The organism is Streptomyces sp. NPDC020490, from assembly GCF_044335305.1.
Lineage (GTDB): Bacteria > Actinomycetota > Actinomycetes > Streptomycetales > Streptomycetaceae > Streptomyces.
This window is the reverse complement of sequence record NZ_JBIRUY010000013.1, coordinates 98,726-115,291: the sequence shown is the minus strand read 5'-3', so window position 1 is coordinate 115,291 and position 16,566 is coordinate 98,726. Positions and strand designations below refer to the sequence as shown.

General features: G+C 68.8%; 22 protein-coding genes and 1 riboswitch. Of the genes, 7 read left to right on the top strand and 15 right to left on the bottom strand.

Annotated features, from left to right (window positions below):
- Nucleotides 1–50 precede the first annotated feature (50 nt).
- The 3 genes from pyrH to ACH4ZX_RS16245 all read left to right on the top strand — a co-directional run bounded on the left by pyrH (nucleotide 51) and on the right by ACH4ZX_RS16245 (nucleotide 2,607).
- On the top strand, nucleotides 51–809 hold the full coding sequence (gene pyrH, locus ACH4ZX_RS16255; protein ID WP_398272630.1) for a UMP kinase: 759 nt from the start codon (nucleotides 51–53) through the stop codon (nucleotides 807–809).
- 128 nt (nucleotides 810–937) lie between these two features.
- Complete coding sequence (frr, locus tag ACH4ZX_RS16250; protein ID WP_324788892.1) at nucleotides 938–1,495, top strand: ribosome recycling factor; 558 nt, start codon at nucleotides 938–940, stop codon at nucleotides 1,493–1,495.
- Nucleotides 1,495–2,607 carry a phosphatidate cytidylyltransferase gene (locus ACH4ZX_RS16245; protein ID WP_398272629.1) on the top strand — a complete coding sequence of 371 codons (1,113 nt, stop codon included), beginning with the start codon at nucleotides 1,495–1,497 and terminating at the stop codon, nucleotides 2,605–2,607. Before frr ends, ACH4ZX_RS16245 begins: the two co-directional genes overlap by 1 nt.
- Here the strand turns inward: ACH4ZX_RS16245 and ACH4ZX_RS16240 are convergent.
- The 13 genes from ACH4ZX_RS16240 to ACH4ZX_RS16180 form a co-directional block, all read right to left on the bottom strand.
- Nucleotides 2,528–3,844 (bottom strand): PP2C family protein-serine/threonine phosphatase, encoded by a 1,317-nt coding sequence (locus ACH4ZX_RS16240; RefSeq protein WP_398272628.1) that lies wholly within the window; start codon nucleotides 3,842–3,844, stop codon nucleotides 2,528–2,530. The two genes, ACH4ZX_RS16245 and ACH4ZX_RS16240, sit on opposite strands and share 80 nt — an antisense overlap.
- A 331-nt stretch (nucleotides 3,845–4,175) precedes the next feature.
- On the bottom strand, nucleotides 4,176–5,438 hold the full coding sequence (locus tag ACH4ZX_RS16235) for a tyrosine-type recombinase/integrase (protein WP_398272627.1): 1,263 nt from the start codon (nucleotides 5,436–5,438) through the stop codon (nucleotides 4,176–4,178).
- Nucleotides 5,438–5,635, bottom strand: coding sequence for an AlpA family transcriptional regulator (locus ACH4ZX_RS16230; protein WP_109202808.1), 198 nt, complete (start codon nucleotides 5,633–5,635; stop codon nucleotides 5,438–5,440). The genes ACH4ZX_RS16235 and ACH4ZX_RS16230 overlap by 1 nt, the downstream gene beginning before the upstream one ends.
- A 2-nt stretch (nucleotides 5,636–5,637) precedes the next feature.
- Nucleotides 5,638–7,026 (bottom strand): replication initiator protein RepSA, encoded by a 1,389-nt coding sequence (gene repSA / locus ACH4ZX_RS16225; RefSeq protein WP_398272626.1) that lies wholly within the window; start codon nucleotides 7,024–7,026, stop codon nucleotides 5,638–5,640.
- A complete protein-coding gene (locus ACH4ZX_RS16220; protein WP_398272624.1) occupies nucleotides 7,023–7,193 on the bottom strand; it encodes a hypothetical protein in 171 nt (56 codons plus the stop codon). Before ACH4ZX_RS16220 ends, repSA begins: the two co-directional genes overlap by 4 nt.
- Before the next feature lie 5 nt (nucleotides 7,194–7,198).
- Nucleotides 7,199–7,381, bottom strand: coding sequence for a hypothetical protein (locus tag ACH4ZX_RS16215; RefSeq protein WP_398272622.1), 183 nt, complete (start codon nucleotides 7,379–7,381; stop codon nucleotides 7,199–7,201).
- A gap of 93 nt (nucleotides 7,382–7,474) precedes the next feature.
- On the bottom strand, nucleotides 7,475–7,711 hold the full coding sequence (locus ACH4ZX_RS16210; protein WP_398272621.1) for a hypothetical protein: 237 nt from the start codon (nucleotides 7,709–7,711) through the stop codon (nucleotides 7,475–7,477).
- A gap of 1 nt (nucleotide 7,712) precedes the next feature.
- The gene (locus tag ACH4ZX_RS16205; RefSeq protein WP_398272619.1) at nucleotides 7,713–8,003 is read right to left on the bottom strand and encodes a hypothetical protein; all 291 of its coding nucleotides are present in this window, start codon (nucleotides 8,001–8,003) and stop codon (nucleotides 7,713–7,715) included.
- 15 nt (nucleotides 8,004–8,018) lie between these two features.
- Nucleotides 8,019–8,201 (bottom strand): mobile element transfer protein, encoded by a 183-nt coding sequence (locus ACH4ZX_RS16200; protein WP_398272617.1) that lies wholly within the window; start codon nucleotides 8,199–8,201, stop codon nucleotides 8,019–8,021.
- A gap of 21 nt (nucleotides 8,202–8,222) precedes the next feature.
- A complete protein-coding gene (locus ACH4ZX_RS16195; protein ID WP_398272615.1) occupies nucleotides 8,223–8,888 on the bottom strand; it encodes a DUF2637 domain-containing protein in 666 nt (221 codons plus the stop codon).
- Nucleotides 8,889–8,893: 5 nt separating this feature from the next.
- Nucleotides 8,894–9,073, bottom strand: a complete 180-nt coding sequence (locus tag ACH4ZX_RS16190; RefSeq protein ID WP_398272614.1) for a hypothetical protein — start codon at nucleotides 9,071–9,073, stop codon at nucleotides 8,894–8,896.
- Nucleotides 9,074–9,089: 16 nt separating this feature from the next.
- Entirely contained in the window at nucleotides 9,090–10,430 is a 1,341-nt protein-coding gene (locus ACH4ZX_RS16185) for an FtsK/SpoIIIE domain-containing protein (protein ID WP_398272612.1), read from the bottom strand.
- Between the two features lie 2 nt (nucleotides 10,431–10,432).
- Nucleotides 10,433–10,762 (bottom strand): hypothetical protein, encoded by a 330-nt coding sequence (locus tag ACH4ZX_RS16180; RefSeq protein ID WP_398272610.1) that lies wholly within the window; start codon nucleotides 10,760–10,762, stop codon nucleotides 10,433–10,435.
- Nucleotides 10,763–10,919: 157 nt separating this feature from the next.
- On the opposite strand from ACH4ZX_RS16180, the gene ACH4ZX_RS16175 reads away from it, so the two are divergent.
- Complete coding sequence (locus tag ACH4ZX_RS16175; RefSeq protein WP_398272608.1) at nucleotides 10,920–11,714, top strand: GntR family transcriptional regulator; 795 nt, start codon at nucleotides 10,920–10,922, stop codon at nucleotides 11,712–11,714.
- Nucleotides 11,711–12,376, top strand: a complete 666-nt coding sequence (locus ACH4ZX_RS16170; protein WP_398272606.1) for a YdcF family protein — start codon at nucleotides 11,711–11,713, stop codon at nucleotides 12,374–12,376. Before ACH4ZX_RS16175 ends, ACH4ZX_RS16170 begins: the two co-directional genes overlap by 4 nt.
- A gap of 8 nt (nucleotides 12,377–12,384) precedes the next feature.
- Here ACH4ZX_RS16170 and ACH4ZX_RS16165 read toward each other — a convergent pair whose 3' ends face one another.
- Nucleotides 12,385–12,954 (bottom strand): nuclease-related domain-containing protein, encoded by a 570-nt coding sequence (locus tag ACH4ZX_RS16165; protein WP_398272604.1) that lies wholly within the window; start codon nucleotides 12,952–12,954, stop codon nucleotides 12,385–12,387.
- Between the two features lie 918 nt (nucleotides 12,955–13,872).
- Between ACH4ZX_RS16165 and ACH4ZX_RS16160 the strand changes: the two genes are divergently transcribed.
- On the top strand, nucleotides 13,873–14,130 hold the full coding sequence (locus ACH4ZX_RS16160) for a hypothetical protein (RefSeq protein ID WP_398272603.1): 258 nt from the start codon (nucleotides 13,873–13,875) through the stop codon (nucleotides 14,128–14,130).
- A gap of 793 nt (nucleotides 14,131–14,923) precedes the next feature.
- On the opposite strand, the gene ACH4ZX_RS16155 is transcribed toward ACH4ZX_RS16160, so the two are convergent.
- On the bottom strand, nucleotides 14,924–15,109 hold the full coding sequence (locus ACH4ZX_RS16155; protein ID WP_398272601.1) for a hypothetical protein: 186 nt from the start codon (nucleotides 15,107–15,109) through the stop codon (nucleotides 14,924–14,926).
- A 207-nt stretch (nucleotides 15,110–15,316) separates the two neighbouring features.
- On the opposite strand from ACH4ZX_RS16155, the gene rlmN reads away from it, so the two are divergent.
- A complete protein-coding gene (gene rlmN / locus ACH4ZX_RS16150) occupies nucleotides 15,317–16,423 on the top strand; it encodes a 23S rRNA (adenine(2503)-C(2))-methyltransferase RlmN (RefSeq protein WP_398272599.1) in 1,107 nt (368 codons plus the stop codon).
- Between the two features lie 34 nt (nucleotides 16,424–16,457).
- Nucleotides 16,458–16,565: riboswitch (TPP riboswitch) on the top strand.
- The last annotated feature ends 1 nt before the right edge of the window (nucleotide 16,566 follow it).

Below are 16,566 nucleotides of genomic sequence, written 5' to 3'. Positions count from 1 at the left end.
CCGGCAGTGGCCTTCTTCGTATGTGCAACACGTGAAAGAGGCGGATCTCGATGACCACCAAGCCCGAGAAGAGCGACGACGGCAAAGTACGCGGCCGGTTTCTGCTGAAGCTGTCCGGAGAGGCCTTCTCCGGCGGCGGGGGCCTGGGCGTCGACCCCGACGTGGTGCACAAGATCGCCCGCGAGATCGCGGCCGTCGTGCGTGACGGCGCGCAGATCGCGGTCGTCATCGGCGGAGGCAACTTCTTCCGCGGCGCCGAACTCCAGCAGCGCGGCATGGACCGGGCCCGCTCGGACTACATGGGCATGCTCGGCACGGTGATGAACTGCCTCGCCCTCCAGGACTTCCTGGAGAAGGAGGGCATCGACAGCCGGGTGCAGACCGCCATCACCATGGGCCAGGTCGCCGAGCCGTACATCCCGCTGCGTGCCGTGCGCCACCTGGAGAAGGGCCGCGTGGTCATCTTCGGCGCCGGTATGGGCATGCCGTACTTCTCCACCGACACCACCGCCGCCCAGCGCGCCCTGGAGATCGACGCCGAGGCGCTGCTGATGGGCAAGAACGGCGTGGACGGGGTCTACGACTCCGACCCGAAGACCAACCCGGACGCCGTCAAGTTCGACTCCCTCGGCTACGGCGAGGTCATCACGCGCGAGCTCAAGGTCGCCGACGCCACCGCCATCACGCTGTGCCGCGACAACAAGCTCCCCATCCTCGTCTTCGAGCTTCTGGCGGAGGGCAATATCGCCCGCGCCGTCAAGGGTGAGAAGATCGGCACGCTGGTGGGTGACCAAGGCAGCCAGAGCTGAGGAGCCTGACCGGGGGATGGACAATGTCCTGCCGGTCGGGAACCGTTCAGGAAAAAGACGCGACGAAGCCGGCCGCCGCCCCCACCAAGGACGCAGCCGGGCCTACTCAAGACACGCAGGAGCAAGTGGTGATCGAAGAGACCCTCCTCGAGGCCGAGGAGAAGATGGAGAAGGCCGTCGTGGTCGCCAAGGAGGACTTCGCCGCGATCCGCACCGGCCGTGCGCACCCGGCGATGTTCAACAAGATCGTGGCCGACTACTACGGCGCGCCGACGCCGATCAACCAGCTGGCTTCGTTCTCCGTGCCGGAGCCGCGCATGGCCGTGGTGACGCCGTTCGACAAGACCGCGCTGCGCAACATCGAGCAGGCGATCCGCGACTCCGACCTGGGCGTCAACCCGAGCAACGACGGCAACATCATCCGCGTGGTGTTCCCCGAGCTGACCGAGGAGCGCCGCCGCGACTACATCAAGGTCGCCAAGCACAAGGCGGAGGACGCGCGCGTGTCCATCCGCTCCGTGCGCCGCAAGGCCAAGGACGCCATCGACAAGCTGATCAAGGACGGCGAGATCGGCGAGGACGAGGGCCGGCGCGCGGAGAAGGAGCTCGACGACACCACGCACAAGTACGTCGCCCAGGTGGACGAGCTCCTCAAGCACAAGGAAGCAGAGCTGCTCGAGGTCTGATGAACGACTCTTCCTGGGGGGCGCCGCCACAAGCCGGGTACTGGGGGCCCTCCGAGCAGGGGGCTGCCCCGGCGGGTCCCGCGTACGATGCGCCTGAGACGCAGCAGACCCGCCCCATGCCCATCGTGCCCGACGTACCCGCCCATGGCGGACACCAGGATGACGACCGGGGGGCCGCTCGGCTGAGCGGCCCCTTGTTCCGCGACGAGACCACGTCGGCGCAGCCGCGAGCGGCGGCGCCGCAGAATCCGGAGCCCATGCCCGACGCCCCTCAGCCCGCACCCCGGCGGCAGAAGAAGAGCGCGGGGCGCGACCTGAGCGCGGCGATAGGCGTCGGCCTCGGGCTCGGCGTGGTGATCATCGCGTCGCTGTTCGTCGTCAAGGCCGCCTTCGTGGGCGTGATCGCGGCCGCCGTCGTGGTGGGCCTGTGGGAACTGACGAGCCGGCTGGCGGAACGCAAGCAGATCAAGGCGCCCCTGGTGCCGCTCGCGGTCGGCGGCGCGGCGATGGTCGTCGCCGGGTACCTCAAGGGCGCCGAGGGCGCGTGGGTGGCGATGGCGCTGACCTCGCTGGCGGTCCTGGTCTGGCGCATGACGCAGCCGCCGGAGGGCTATCTCAAGGACGTCACGGCGGGCGTCTTCGCCGCCTTCTACGTGCCGTTCCTGGCGTCGTTCGTCGCGCTGCTGCTGACCGCCGCCGACGGCCCGTGGCGCGTCCTGACCTTCCTGGTGCTGACCGTGGTCAGCGACACCGGCGCGTACGCCGTCGGCTGGCGCTTCGGCACGCACAAGCTGGCCCCGCGCATCAGTCCCGGCAAGACCCGCGAGGGCCTGCTCGGGGCGGTGTCGTTCGCGATGGTGGCGGGCGCGCTGTGCATGCAGTTCCTGATCGACGACGGCACCTGGTGGCAGGGACTGGTACTCGGCCTCGCGGTCGCCGTCAGCGCGACCCTGGGCGACCTCGGCGAGTCGATGATCAAGCGGGACCTGGGCATCAAGGACATGGGCACGCTGCTGCCGGGGCACGGCGGCATCATGGACCGGCTGGACTCGCTGCTCCCGACGGCGCCTGTGGTGTGGCTGCTGATGGTGGCCTTCGTCGGATCCGGCTGACGGGGGACGGCCGGGTCCGACTGACGGGGGACCCGGCGGGCTCGCCGTCGAGCGAGTCCGACCGCGTGCTCGCGGGACGGCCGGCGGCCGGCGCCCGAGCCGGCTCGGGCGCCGGGGTGCGCTGGAGGGCCACCATGGCCACGTCGTCGGTGAGCGGGCCGTCCACGTGCCGGCGGAGGTCGGCGCGGACCGCGGCCAGCAGGGCCTCCGGGGGCAGGTCGGTCCAGTTCCGCAACCGGTCGGCGAGCGGGTAGAAGTCGCCGGCCGGGTTCCGTGCCTCGGTCACGCCGTCGGTGTAGAGCACCAGGGTGGCGCCCATCGGGAAGTCGGTGGTGTCGACCACTATTTCAACGCCGTTGAGGTCTTCGAGGCCCAACGGGGGCACCGGCACCGTCGGCTCCAGCGCGGTGACCTTCCCGTCGTGCAGCAGCAGGGGCTCGGGATGCCCGAGATTCACCAGGCGCATCGGCCCTTCGTCGGGCAGCTCGCACAGGACGGCGGTCACGAACGACTCGTCCGCGTACGCACCGGGACCGCAGGGGGACTCCTCGGCCGCGGCGGACAGCTCCCGGACGTCCTCCTGGAACCCCGCCGCCAGCTCCCGCACCACCGTGGGGAGCGTGCTGCCGTGCCGGACCGACTGCCGGAAACCGTTCAGCACCGAACTGACCATGTCCAGCGAGGCCAGTCCCTTGCCCTGCACGTCGCCGAGCAGGAGCCGGGAGCAGTTTCCGTGCCGGGCGATCGCGTACAGGTCCCCGCCGACGGCGGCCTCCTCGTCCGCCGACTCGTACAGCGAGGCCACGTCGAAGGACCCGACCCGGCGCGGCAGCGGATGCAGCAGCACCCGCTGGGTGACCTCCGCGACCCAGCGGGCCCGTGCCAGCTGGCGCTCCCTGTGCACCCGCACGGAGGCGGCGGCCGTGGCGGCCGCGATGATCAGGGCGGTGGTGATCATCTGGACCAGGAAGTTCTCGGTGGCCAGCTGCTGGTTGGACCAGGAGGCCAGGACCACGCACGGCAGCGTCACCGCGGACACACCGAGCACCCCCGCCGGAGCGCAGAACGCCGCCGCGAACGTGGGCGCCGCCACCATCAGCGGTCCCAGACGGACGGACGGCGTGTTGAACACGTCGATCACCAGGAGAAGCAGGGGGAAGAGCGAGATCGCCACCGCGGGGGGCGGGAGCCCCCTCCGGGTACCGGCGCGGGACCGCCTGCCGAGGATCTTTCGCATTGCGCCCACCTCCGGCCCCCACGCCCTGGTTGTCATCACGTTCGCCATCACCACGAACTGTCTCTTCAAGGGAACGGGCACCGCCCGCAGGATAAAAGGGCCTTTTGGTCCCCTAATCGGGAAATGCCCCGCAGCACTTCCCCTTCTTCGCGCACGGGCCGCACGGATGCGCGGACGCCGCAGGGATCAGGCACCGCCGGACCCGGACGGAGGGCCGGCGCCGATCTGCGACACTGGTACCACCATGCCCAAGCCCGGAGAACTCACAGTGAGCGGGCAGCAACAAGCCCCCCACCAGCGCATTCAGCGCAAGTAGGGGGCTTGGTATGGGTCATTGGGCCGTCCCTGGGCCGTCAGGCTCACGCGGGGCCGGAAGAAGGACCCGATCCACGGCCTTCCTCGTCCGTTCCTGGCTCGACGGCATCAGGTGCGCGTACACCCGCAGCGTCAGCCCAGGGTCGGAGTGCCCCAGGTACTCACTCACGGCCTTGATGCTTTCGCCAGCGTCCAGCAACACCGAGGCGTAGAAGTGCCTCAGGGCATGCATACCGTGCTCACGGGCGGAGGCGTACTTGCCGTCCTCCCCGGCTTCGGCGATCAGGCCGGCCGACGCGAGGGCGGGTTTCCACTCCTGGATGTTGAAGTTGCTGCGCCAGACGAGCCCGCTCGCGGTGTTCGTGAACAGGAGGCGGGCGGACACCTTCGGGCCGTCCGGCTTGCGCCAGGGCAAGGTGATCTCGACCGGCTTGAAGGCGTCCATGTGTGCTCGCAGAGCCTCAGCCACCGACGGCGGCAACGGTACGTCCCGCTCCTTATTGCACTTCGGCGGAGCGAACACGGCCTTGCCCCGAATCAGCTTCACCTGCCGGACCACCCGAATGATGCCACCGTCGAAGTCGAGGGCATCCTCAGCCAGCCCCACGATCTCACCCTGACGAAGCCCGCACCCAGCGCCCACGTCCACCATCGGCCGGTAGCGCTGAGGGAGTGCAGCACGAACCGCCTGAACCTGGGCAGGAAGCCACGGCACGACGCGGCGTTGCTCGGTGGCCGGCGGGCGGACGCACTTCGCGGAGCACGGGTTGCGGGGCAACAGCCCGTCGTCGACCGCCGCACTGAGTACGGCCCGCACGTCGCCGTAGATGTTCCGTGCGTAGCCGCCGCTCACGGCCGGGTCGTTCTCCAGCGCGCTCACCAGGGCGCGGATGTGCTCCGGGCGGAACGAGTCCAGCGGTCGAGAGCCGATCAGACGGAAGGCGTGCAGGCGTAAGCGCTGCTCGACCACCACCAGACTGGCCGGGTCGATGCGGTGGGTGTTGAGCCACTTCTCGGCGTAGCTCTTGAAGGTGATCCGAGCCGCACGCGGGTCGATGTACCGACCGCGGGACATGTCCGACGCGATGTCGGTCAGCCACTGCTCGGCGAGGCGCTTCTGACGGTCAGGGAAGCTCTTGGACTTCTCGGTACCGTCGGGGCCGATGTACCGGGCGCGGTAGCGCATGCCGGTGCCGTAGCGCTCGGTCTTGACCCTGACAGGCTTGCCGTTCGGCCCGGTCTCGGTCTTGTACCAGCGGTCTTGGATGTGGCCCGCCATCAGGCAGCCTCCCCGAGCTGGGAATCCACCCAGGCCCGTACGTCGTTCGGGTCGAAGCGCAGGTGCCGGCCGACGCGGAAGCCGCGGGGACCGGTGCGCTTCCGGCGCCACTGATAGACCGTCTCCACGCTGGGAAGCTCGAACATCTCGACCAGGTCCTCAGGGGTCAGGAACCGGTTCGGCAGCTCTGAGGCCATGGTCAGCAGTCCCTTTCGTCAGCGAGCAGGGCGGGTAGTTCTTCGCGGGCGATCTCGCGGTTGTGGGCGATGTCGCGGCGGATGTTGGCGGCGAGCCAGGATTCGCCGGGGGTGTGGCCGTGGCCGGCGTAGGACCAGTGGGCGAGGGTCAACGTGGTTGCCTCCGGGTCGCCGGGGTCCGGCAGGCCGAGGGCTTCGCGTTGCTGGGCCGCGCGATAGTCGGCGCGGGTCTGGCGCAGCGCGCCGAGGGTGGTGGAGTAGCGGCGGGACCGGGTGGAGAAGTGGCCGCGGAAGCCCAACATGTGAGCCCAGTCACGCAGCTTGCGGTCGGGGTAGAGCGGGTGCAGGTCGAGGCAGGCGGCGATGAGCCGGGCGGGGTGCTCGGCGACGCCGAGGAGCGCGAGCGCTTCCTTGTTGCCGATCCGACGGTCGACGGCGCCGGTGGTCTCAGCGGCCTTCGTGGCGTACTTCGCGACGTAGGAGGCGACCGCCTGCTCGGTGATGTCCTCGCCGTCGCCGAAGGCCCGGATGGGCCGGACGTCGAGCTGTTCGCCCCAGTGGAGGGTGCGCGCGGGTTGGTCACCGGACGGGGGCACGTCGACAGCGACGCGGGCGGCAGCGGCCCGGATCGCGTCGGTGAGCAGGTCGAGGGTGGCCCAGGCCGGGGGCGGGCTGTCGGGGCCATCGGGGCCGTCGAAGCGGATCACGGCGTGGAAGTGGACGGCGCCGCGCTTTTGGTATTCGGCGACCTTGCCGAAGGAGACCCGCGACTGTTCCTTGGCGTCCTTCTGGGTCAGGCCGGCGTGCTTGGCGATCTGGCGGCGGAGGTAGATCGTGAAGTAGCGCCACAGTTCGGAGGCGTGGTTGTTCCACAGCACGGCGCCCGCGTAGTCGTAGGTGTCCGGGTCGAGTGGTGTGCCCAGCTCGGGGGCGTCCTCGGGGTGGCGGGTGCCGCAGCGGCAGGGCCGGTTTCCGGGGCGATTGTGGACCGGGCCGAACGAGGGGGCGGTGAGGGTGGCGAAGACCCGCGGGTGGTCGCGGATGGTGTGCGGGGTGCCCTTGTCGGGGTCGCCGACCAGGCCGGCGCGGATCAGGTGGTAGGTGTCGCCGGCGTAAGTCCAGGCGCAGGACGGGCAGCGGGAGGCCCGCCGGTTGCCGCAGGCCACCCGCAGCACGCCGCCCGGTTCGGTGTCGGTCGAGTAGGAGTGCAGGACGTGCCCGGTGGTGGCGTCGCGGGTGACGGTGGAGCCTTGCAGGCGGATGGGGTCGGTGCAGCCGCCGGTGCGGCGGATCTGGTCTTGGATGCGGTCGAAGCCGGTGGACCCGGCCAGCCTCAGCAGATCGTTGAGGGTGGCCGGGTCCAGGCCCGCCGCGGTGGCGGGGTGGGTCACTTACCGTCCTCCTGGGGCGGGTGGCGGTCGATCCAGTCCTCGGCGCAGACCTTGTGGACGGGCTTGCCGCTGTCGGAGCGCAGCGGGGTGGGCTTGGTGCAGATCACGCACGGCTTGTCGCCGCTGTGGTCGAAGTGCTCGGGCGAGCGCCAGTCGAGGAGAGCCACCGCGCTCACCTCCCGGCGCGGGTGAGGGCAGCGGCGGGGGTGGTGTGGCCGGTGCCCTTGCAGGTCGGGCAGGCCACGGTGAGGGTGGCGCGGGTGCCGTCGGCGTGTCGGGGGCCGGTGGTGATGGCGGCGGTGGCGAAGCCGTCGCAGTCGCGGCAGACGCGCGTGTTCTGGGCGTGCTGGGGCATGATGAGGCTTCCCTTTCGGGTCCGTTGGATCTGGAAGAGGTGCAGCCGTCCGGGGCGGCGGATACTTGGCGGTTGAGGCCGCCCCGGAGGGCGTCAGCGTCGGCGGTTGCGACGCTTGGAGTACGCGGGCGGGATGGCGTCGTAGGACTCACGGCCCTGCTCGAACGATGCGCGCTCGCTGTCGCTGATGCCGGATGCGCCGATCTGCCGCTTGATCCGGTTAGCGGCCTTGCGGTCGCCGTGGCGTTTGGCGATCGCGTACTCACGGCCGAGTTCGGTCATCTCGGGATGGGCGGGGGTGTCGTTGTTCTTCCGGCTGAAGATGCCCATGTCAGGCTCGCTTCCTGGTCTTTGATGTGCGGTTGATCGTGTAGCTGAGTCCGCCGGTGGCCGACAGGACGGCGACGACCGCGCCGGCGATGACCTGGACGACGTAGGCGATCACCAGCAGGACCGCGATGGAGCCGGCGACGATGACGAGCGTCGTGACGATGGGGCCCTTGTAGGAGCGCGGGGCTTCCTGGACGATCACGACCTGTCGCATGTCGGTGCCGGGCGGGATACGCCGGTAGAGGTCGGCGGGGATGTGGCCGGCGCGGAGCTGGTCTTCGGGCAACTGCACGGCTCTGTCCTCCTCTCAGGTGCAGCGGTGGGTGCGGGCGGTCAGTTCGGCGGCCGAGCGGTCGCGGTGCTCGGTGGAGAAGCCGCAGCCGGGTGCGGTGCAGGCGGCGGTGTGCCGGGTCTGGCCCCGGCCGTTGTTGAAGCTGGCGACTTTGACCGGGCCGATGCGGAGCACGTTGTAGAAGCGGTTCGGGCGCACAGGGTTCACCTCCCTTCGCTGTCAGGTGAGTTGGAGGTGCGCGGCGATGGCCTGGCAGGTCGGCGCGGGAAGGCCGAGCCGGGCGGTCAGCGCGTCGGCGGTGATCGGCTCGCCGGTGGTGCTGTGGTGTGCGTCGGCGATCGAGCGGGCGTGGTCGAGCAGCGCCGGCGGGACGGCCGGGGCGTGGGTGGTCGGCTTGGGCGGTGCCGGGGACAGTTCCGGCGCAGACACCGCAGCCGGGGCGGGGGCCGGTTCGGGGGTGTCGGTGCGGTGCATCTCGACTTCCGGCGCCGCCGGTTCCTCGTCGTGCTCCAGCCCGGCGGTGACCGGTGCGGGGGCGTGGACCAGCAGGGTTCCGCCGAGGAAGGCGAGGGCAGGCCAGCCGGCGACGAGGATGCGCAGCCAGGCGGGCACGTGGTGCAGGTCGAGCAGTCCGGCGGTGGCGACGTTGGCGCCGAGCGAGGCGGTCAGGGCGATGGTGAACCAGGTCCAGGAGGAGCGGTCCCGGCCGGCGCGCAGCCGACGCCAGGCGGCGACCAACAGCAGGTCGACCGAGACCGGATACGCCCACGCCTTCCATCCCGACTGCCCGGCCGCCGCAGCCAGATCATGCAGGTGCGCGAACGACAGGGCACCGGCGATCACCGCTTGGATCAGAACGGCGTCGGGGCGGATCGAGCGTGCCACGGCGATCACTTCCCGTCCGCGGGCGCGTCGCCCGTTCCCAGGCAGGTCAGGCACAGGGCGGCTTGCCGGTCTTCGGTGGCCCGGCCCTTGCGTGCGCCGACCCGTACCGTCTCGGCGATCTCACCCTTGCCCCCGCAGTCCGGGCAGGTCACCGGCTTGGGCTGCGTCTTCTTGCGCGTGGCCATGACGGACCCCTTTCCTTTAGTCGGTGACGGGCCGCGGCTTGACCAGCGACGGACCCGGCTCCGGGGCGGTCGCGGGCAGATGCGGCCGGAACGGGTCAAGGGCGGGCAGCTCAGGGACGAGGTGAGCGAACTCCCGGCAGACCGCCGTCACGTCCTCGCGGGAGGTGTGCGGGGTGCGGATCTTCGCCCAGCCCCCGGAGGAATCGGCAGCGACCGCCGTTCCGGGACGCTCCGCCGGGATCAGGCCGGCCGCCATGACCGCATCCGGGGCCACGTCCGCCAGGCCCATTTCGGCGGTCTGCTTGTCGTTGACCCGGTGCACGACACGGCCGGTGAGCTGCGCGCGGAGCATGGTCGCGCCCTTGCCCAGCTCGGAGCCGAACCGCTGCCCGCACACCTCCAGATGGATCCCGACCGCGCGGGCCATCTGCGCCAGCCGGATCAACGCGGTCACGATCCGCTCCCGCCGCTCCTCGTCCTTCTTGGAGGAGATCAGGAACAGTTCCGCGACCTCGTCGACCAGGACGACGACGGGCACCGGCCGCAGGCGTTCGGGCAGGTCCCACATGTCCGAGACGCCGTGCCGGCTCAGCAGGTCGAAGCGGTCTTCCATCTCGGCCACCAGCACGTCCAGCAGCGTCGCGGAGTCGTCCGGCGTGGTCGCCAGCGCCGACAGCCGGGGTGCGTACGCGGACTGCTCGACACCGCGCTTGCAGTCGATCCCGACCAGGGCCACCGGCAGCCGCGCCAGGCCCTTGATGAGGTTGCGCTGGTAGACGGACTTGCCCGAGTTGTTCGCGCCCAGCGTCAGCGCCATGGGCATCTTGCGGTAGTCCCGGACGAACACCGTGCCGTCCTCGCGCAGCGCCACCGGCACCGCCAGACCCTCAGCACGGGCACCACGCGGGAGCCTCACCCGGCGCAGCACGTCATAGCCAGTCATGCGCAGCTCGACGTAACCGGGCTTGGTCTCGACGACGGTCACCGAGTGGACGCCCCAGGCGTGCCGCAGCCGCTCGGAAGCAGTCATCAGGTCGGCCGGTTCCAGGCCGGCGGGAAGCCGCAGCGTCACCCGCAGCCCCGTCGACGTGCCCCAGACCCGGCGGACCTTCGGCGGGACCGGCAGCACCTCACGCCGGGCCACGTTCCGCGCGAGGAACGCCCGCAGCCGCGACGGCTGCACCGTCAGCCCGCACACGTCCATCGTCGAGCGGTAGGTGAAGGTGAACCGGCCCCAGGTGACCGGCAGTCCGACCAGCGACCAGTACACGCGCGGCGCGCGGACCTTCGCGTAGCCGAGACCGCCGGCACCCGCGAGAGCGCCCGTGGCCTCCAGCACCATGGACAGGTCGGTCATGGTCAGACCGCCGGGGTGATCGCGACCGCGCGGAACGAGATCCCGTGCCGCTTCTGCCCGTTGAATTCGTTCTCCCAGTCCCGCGCCTTCAGCCCGACGACCCGCACCGGCATGCCCGGCGCCAGACCCTCCGGGAACCCCGTCTCCGGGATGGTCACCTGGTACAGGTTCCCCTCTCCCTCGTCGGAGACCAGCAGGCCCACCGTCGACAGCGCCGCACCGGTCTCCCGGTCCATCGCACGCTCACCGGTCTTGGCGTTGGCCAGCTTCGGCACCGGCGCGGTCGCCACGAACACCACAGCGGTCGAAGTGTCGATCTTGAATGACGGCATGCGTCTCTCCTTGATTGATGTTGGAGCAGCCCAAAGAAGGCTGTGCGCTTCGCTGTCCTAGGACTGCGAGCGACCCGAAGAGGCAATGGCACGCAGTCCTAGGACTGTCAATGGTCTCGGGACTGTGCTTGACTTGACCCGTCGAAAGGGGTTCTCAATGGCGCCAAAGTGGCGAGAACTGGCGGACAGGCTGGCCGAGCGGATCAAGAGGGGTGAATACGCCCCTGGCCAGCAGCTTCCGCACATCAGGGAGCTTGTAGAGGCGGGCGAGGGCTCCAAGTCCACAGTCCACGCCGCCTACAAGGCCCTTGAAGCCGAAGGGCTGGTCACCTCGTCACGGGGCCATGGCACCGTCGTCCGACAGCAGGTGCCGCTGAAGCGTCTAGGTATCGCCCGGTACGACAAAGCCAAGTGGCGGGACGGCGACGAAGTGGCGTTCATCGCCGACCGTGTGGCCTCCGGCCGCTCGTACCGCCGGAATGAGCAGACCCAAACAGTGAGCCTCGTCGAGGCCCCGCCCGCCGTGGCGGAAGCTCACGGCCTGCCCGCGGGAGCTCCGGTGTACGCACGCGCGCGCCTCGTGAAGGAGGGCGAACAGCCGACCCACACTCTGACGAGCTACTACCTGCCTGAACACGTCGAGGGAACCCGGATTGTCGACCCCACACCAGGACCCGCCGGCCGAGGCGGAGGATTCCGCGTGCTGTACGACGCTGGTTACGAGATCGACCACATGAAGGAACAACTCTTCGCCCGACAGCCCACGCAAGACGAGGTGAAGCTGCTTCAGCTATCGCCGGGCGAACCGGTGGTCGAGCTTCACCGGACGACCTACACGGCGTCAGGCACGGTGGTCGAATTTGCCATCGGTGTGCATGCGGCCTCACGCTTCGCCTGGGAGTACGACTTCAAGGTGCCGGACTCGGCGAAGGACGCGAAGGGGCAGCCGTGATCTCGGCACAGGCATGGGCAGATGCTCGGCGCCTTTGGGACTACCACCAGATGGATCATGCCCTCCGGCCGTGCTCAGTTGCGATTGGACTCGGCAGCCACGACCTGGGCGTGGCCGATACTGCGGTGGATCTCTACAAGCGCGGCATGGCGCCCTTGCTTGTGTTCACCGGGGCCACCAGCCCCACGACGCGGGAGCGGATGCCGCGCGGCGAAGCGGTCCACTACCGCGAACGGGCCCTTGAACTTGGTGTGCCGAGTTCGGCTGTGCTGGTCGAGCCCCGTGCCCGCAACACCGGCGAGAACATCCGTTTCTCCCGGCATCTGCTTGAGAAAGCCGGGGTGAAGGTCTCCTCCGTACTCCTGATCAGCAAGCCGTACGAGGAACGGCGGGCGTACGCCACGGCCTGCAAGCTGTGGCCCGAGGTCGAGTTCGTCAGCGCGTCCACGCCGATGACGCTTGAGGAGTACGTCGATTCCATCCAGGATGCTCGTCTAGTGATTGACATGTTGGTCGGCGCGCTTCAGCGATTGCTGATCTATCCGGAGCAAGGGTTCATGATCAGTCAGCCGGTCCCCCTGGACGTACTGGCGGCATACGAGCGCCTGTGCCGTGAAGGCTTCACGGGCCGGCTGCTTGCCACGGGCAGGACCACTGGCTGAGAGCGTCATCAACCGGTCCAGGTCTGCGGGCGTCGAGCCACGTTGTAGATGCTCGCCACCTGATCACCAGAGAGCACGGGTGACAGCCCTGACAGAACGCGGTCGAGGTGTTCCACCTCCAGGACGAGCACCGGGGGATTCGCGCTCTTGACGACGAGCCTCGCCGCATCCACGACCGAGATCAGCGGACGCACGGGTACCTCAGCTCCGCAGCCACGAGACAGGGCACGGGACACCCGGCGCGCTTCGGACTGACTGGCTGCGATGTGGCGGGTAGTACCGCCGTTCACCGTTATGGCAGCGTCGCCGTACCAAACGGACTTCCCGCGGTGTCGCTTGGAGTTGACGGAGAACACTCCGGCGGGACCGATGGTGAGGTGGTCGATGTCCGTGCCGTTCGTCCACTGGATGGCATGGAGGGTGTACCAGCCGTGACGTCGGAGCCTGGCGAGTCGTCTGGCGGTGAGCTGTTCGCCCTTCAGACCGTCCGCCCAACTTCGGATTTCCGAGCCTGGCCAGCGCCGGTTGATCAGCCTCAGCACGGGGTTCGGCTGTAGCTCCCGGATCTTGCGACGCACCGCGTCACCCGGCCGATTCCGTGCCAAGTCGCCCGTCAACGGCTGCACTTGCTCCCCCTCGTGTATGCCCTGCATCCAAGACCACCACGGAGGCATGAGCAGCACCAGGGCCCGTCTCGGCCATGAGCTGTTACAGGTTTCTCTACCTCATCAAGCCCCGGCTGCGCTCCGCTCCGCCGGGCGCGCTTCCCGGCTCCGCCGCGGGCGCCGCTCCTGCCTCCGGCCCGCTCCGCCCGCGCTGCGCCGACGCGCGCCCACATGTGGACAGGGCCGGAGGCCATGAGCCGATCACCGCAGAGCCCGGCCCGCAGTCAAGGCGATGCCTCCGGCGGGGGATCGGCCGGCACCGGGATGGATGGGGCGCCGTCGCCGGCTGCGGTTCCGTTGTGGCGTGTGTGGGGAGCTCCCATCCCGTCCGCCGTCGACCCAGGCAGAGCCGAGCAGACGCGGCCCAGGGGCGTCAAGGTCGTTCGTACAGTGGCGCGCTCCACCTTGACGCCCCTGAACCACGCCCGCTCCACGGTGTGTGGGTCGACGGCGGACGGGATGGGAGCTGAGGTGAGTGGTGGATTGAGGGGGAGACTCTGCTATCTGGTATGTGATTCCGGTCACTGGATAAATGGGAAATCAATCCGCGAAACGACCTGGTGCAGGGTATTAGACTAGGGGCACAAACGGGTCAGTGTCAGTGGCGTATGGTATGGGAGCCCTGTTTTCGCAGATCAGGGGCTAAGTGCGTCGAAGCAGCGGCTGACGACGAGTTGTTACGAGTACTACCCCGTATGCCGCAAGGTTGCATTGCCTTGTGGAGCCTGGGGTGTCGGCGTCGTGTCATACCGTTGGAGGACCAACAACCAAAGGGCGCGCCCACCTTTGGGAAGAGGCTCCGGGCGCGCCCTTCTGCAACCAAGGAGAGCGATGCCCATCCTGGGTCTCGGTGGACTGTCGATGCTTGACACCCACCTGCTTGCAACTCTCGCACGAGGGACTGACAGTCGCAAGAAAATCATGATCCTCCTGGCTACAGTCATGGCTTGCGTGATCAATGGCGACACGATGACTGGCGTGCTGCGTCAGGCGACTTGGCTGGTGGTTGCGGTGATCGTGCTGATCGTCGTGCAGGCGATCGCTATGCGCCTCCCGCAGTCGCGTGTCAAGCCCATCGTTACGTCCTGACATCAACGGCTGACACCAACAGTCACGTACGAGGCCGGATCAGGGCGGATCATGGCGACCTGCAACAAGCCTCTAAGTTGCCGTGTGCCGAGCCCATCGGGGCGCCTTGATCGACCTGATAAAGATGAGGCCCGACCATAAACGTTCTCGGTTGGGCCTCATCCCCGTTCCCCTGCACGACGGAAGACAGGTCTGGGCGTCGAACGCTGCGTTAGGCCGTAAGATCGCCTTGGAGCTGTGCTCAGCTCGGCACTGCCGAGTCTCGCACTGTCCCTCTCCGCGGCCGTCATCTGCAAGGTCCTGGCATCGAAGTTGAACAACGACGACCAGACCATGGAGACGAACGACGAGGAGAACCGTATGGCTGATGAACCTAAGTCGAGCAGGATGAAGCAGTGGGCGAGCGCCCTTTGTGACGTACTGGGAGACCTTGCAGTCGGCTTCGCGGGCGGGGCAGTGTCGAGTTGAGCACAGCTCCTCTGCTGTACAGCAGAGGAGTACAGCAACCGCAGGAACCGACCTCACCCGATAGCGTCCCTGAGGGCCGTAGGGCGGCCGGTACGACCGTTCGCGACCGATCCACATAGAGCTACGGATCAGAAGTTGACCGTGCCCCATCCGTGCCCGATCGGGCGGGGCATCACGGGGAACCACGGTGACGAGCGGGAACCCCGCAGCGCGACGGCCCCCGACCGATTCACCTGGTCAGGGGCCGTTCGTTCACGCGGTGGGTGTGGGATTTGAACCCACGGTGGCTTGCGCCACGACGGTTTTCAAGATTGTGTCCGTGATGTCACGAGTAGAAGTTCGCCCAGTACTCCTCGTGACTCTCGGCGAAGTCGGCTGGCCGTTCTCGTCGCAGCACCTCGTAGCGTGCGACGTAGGCGTCGAGGGCTTCATGCAAAGAGCAGCCGAGGTGATCACGTAGCGTCTTCAGCCCGAGGATGATCCGCCCGGCCACGATCTCGTCGTCGGCCACGCCTGCATCTGTCTCGCTATTTCCGGGCCCCATACGGTGATCACACCCCACGTCCACAGCCAGGTCAACGCGTTATCCCGCGCTGTCTCCGGGCCGTCCCTGGGCCGTCCGAGGGGGACCAGCGGCGACAGACGACGACCGCCGGCGACAGGTGTCCGGACCAGCAGCCGCAGGTCACCCAACTCGATCTGCGACACTGGTAGCACCATGCCCAAGCCCGGAGAACTCACTTTCGTCGCCCCCCGCGGAGCCAAGAAGCCGCCGCGGCATCTTGCCGATCTCACGCCTGCCGAGCGCAAGGAGGCGGTGGCCGAGATCGGGGAGAAGCCGTTTCGCGCCAAGCAGCTCTCGCAGCACTACTTCGCGCGGTACGCGCACGATCCGGCCGAGTGGACCGACATCCCCGCGGGGTCGCGGGACAGGCTGCGGGAGGCGCTGCTTCCCGAGCTGATGACCGTGGTCCGGCATCTGTCGACCGACCAGGGCACCACCCGCAAGACGCTGTGGCGGCTGTTCGACGGCACGCTCGTGGAGTCGGTGCTGATGCGCTACCCGGACCGGGTGACCATGTGCATCAGCTCGCAGGCGGGGTGCGGGATGAACTGCCCGTTCTGCGCGACCGGGCAGGCGGGGCTGGACCGGAACCTGTCGACCGCAGAGATCGTGCACCAGATCGTCGACGGGATGCGGGCGCTCAGGGACGGGGAGGTCCCCGGCGGGCCCGCGCGGCTGTCCAACATCGTCTTCATGGGCATGGGCGAGCCGCTCGCCAACTACAAGCGGGTCGTCCGGGCGGTCCGGGCGCTCACCGACCCCGCGCCGGACGGGCTCGGCCTGTCGCAGCGCGGGATCACCGTCTCCACGGTCGGTCTGGTGCCCGCCATCCACCGGTTCGCCGACGAGGGCTTCAAGTGCCGGCTCGCGATCTCGCTGCACGCCCCCGACGACGAACTGCGCGACACCCTCGTCCCCGTCAACACGCGGTGGAAGGTGCGCGAGGTCCTCGACGCCGGATTCGAGTACGCGGAGAAGTCGGGGCGCCGGCTGTCCATCGAGTACGCGCTGATCCGCGACATCAACGACCAGGCCTGGCGCGGCGACCGGCTCGGGCGGCTGCTCAAGGGCAGGCCGGTGCACGTCAACCTGATCCCGCTCAATCCGACGCCGGGCTCGAAGTGGACCGCTTCCCGGCCCGCGGACGAGAAGGCGTTCGTCGAGGCCATCGCGGCGCACGGGGTGCCGGTGACCATCCGGGACACCCGCGGGCAGGAGATCGACGGGGCGTGCGGCCAGCTGGCCGCCACCGAACGGTAGTCTGACCCCCGTAAGGACTCGTAAGAACATCTTCATATTCCGACAGGGGAGCGCCACAGCGCTGAGAGTGCGGCAACCGGGCCGCAGACCCTCTGAACCTCGCCCAGGTCATTCTGGGTAGGAAGTTCGGTCACCACTCAAGC

Bases quoted from the DNA above. Each gene is read 5' to 3' on its own strand.
- pyrH (WP_398272630.1), top strand. From the start codon at position 51: ATGACCACCAAGCCCGAGAAGAGCGACGACGGCAAAGTACGCGGCCGG.
- ACH4ZX_RS16245 (WP_398272629.1), top strand. From the start codon at position 1,495: ATGAACGACTCTTCCTGGGGGGCGCCGCCACAAGCCGGGTACTGGGGG.
- ACH4ZX_RS16240 (WP_398272628.1), bottom strand. From the start codon at position 3,844: ATGCGAAAGATCCTCGGCAGGCGGTCCCGCGCCGGTACCCGGAGGGGG.
- ACH4ZX_RS16235 (WP_398272627.1), bottom strand. From the start codon at position 5,438: ATGGCGGGCCACATCCAAGACCGCTGGTACAAGACCGAGACCGGGCCG.
- ACH4ZX_RS16230 (WP_109202808.1), bottom strand. From the start codon at position 5,635: ATGGCCTCAGAGCTGCCGAACCGGTTCCTGACCCCTGAGGACCTGGTC.
- ACH4ZX_RS16215 (WP_398272622.1), bottom strand. From the start codon at position 7,381: ATGCCCCAGCACGCCCAGAACACGCGCGTCTGCCGCGACTGCGACGGC.
- ACH4ZX_RS16210 (WP_398272621.1), bottom strand. From the start codon at position 7,711: ATGGGCATCTTCAGCCGGAAGAACAACGACACCCCCGCCCATCCCGAG.
- ACH4ZX_RS16190 (WP_398272614.1), bottom strand. From the start codon at position 9,073: ATGGCCACGCGCAAGAAGACGCAGCCCAAGCCGGTGACCTGCCCGGAC.
- ACH4ZX_RS16185 (WP_398272612.1), bottom strand. From the start codon at position 10,430: ATGACCGACCTGTCCATGGTGCTGGAGGCCACGGGCGCTCTCGCGGGT.
- ACH4ZX_RS16180 (WP_398272610.1), bottom strand. From the start codon at position 10,762: ATGCCGTCATTCAAGATCGACACTTCGACCGCTGTGGTGTTCGTGGCG.
- ACH4ZX_RS16175 (WP_398272608.1), top strand. From the start codon at position 10,920: ATGGCGCCAAAGTGGCGAGAACTGGCGGACAGGCTGGCCGAGCGGATC.
- ACH4ZX_RS16160 (WP_398272603.1), top strand. From the start codon at position 13,873: ATGCCCATCCTGGGTCTCGGTGGACTGTCGATGCTTGACACCCACCTG.
- rlmN (WP_398272599.1), top strand. From the start codon at position 15,317: ATGCCCAAGCCCGGAGAACTCACTTTCGTCGCCCCCCGCGGAGCCAAG.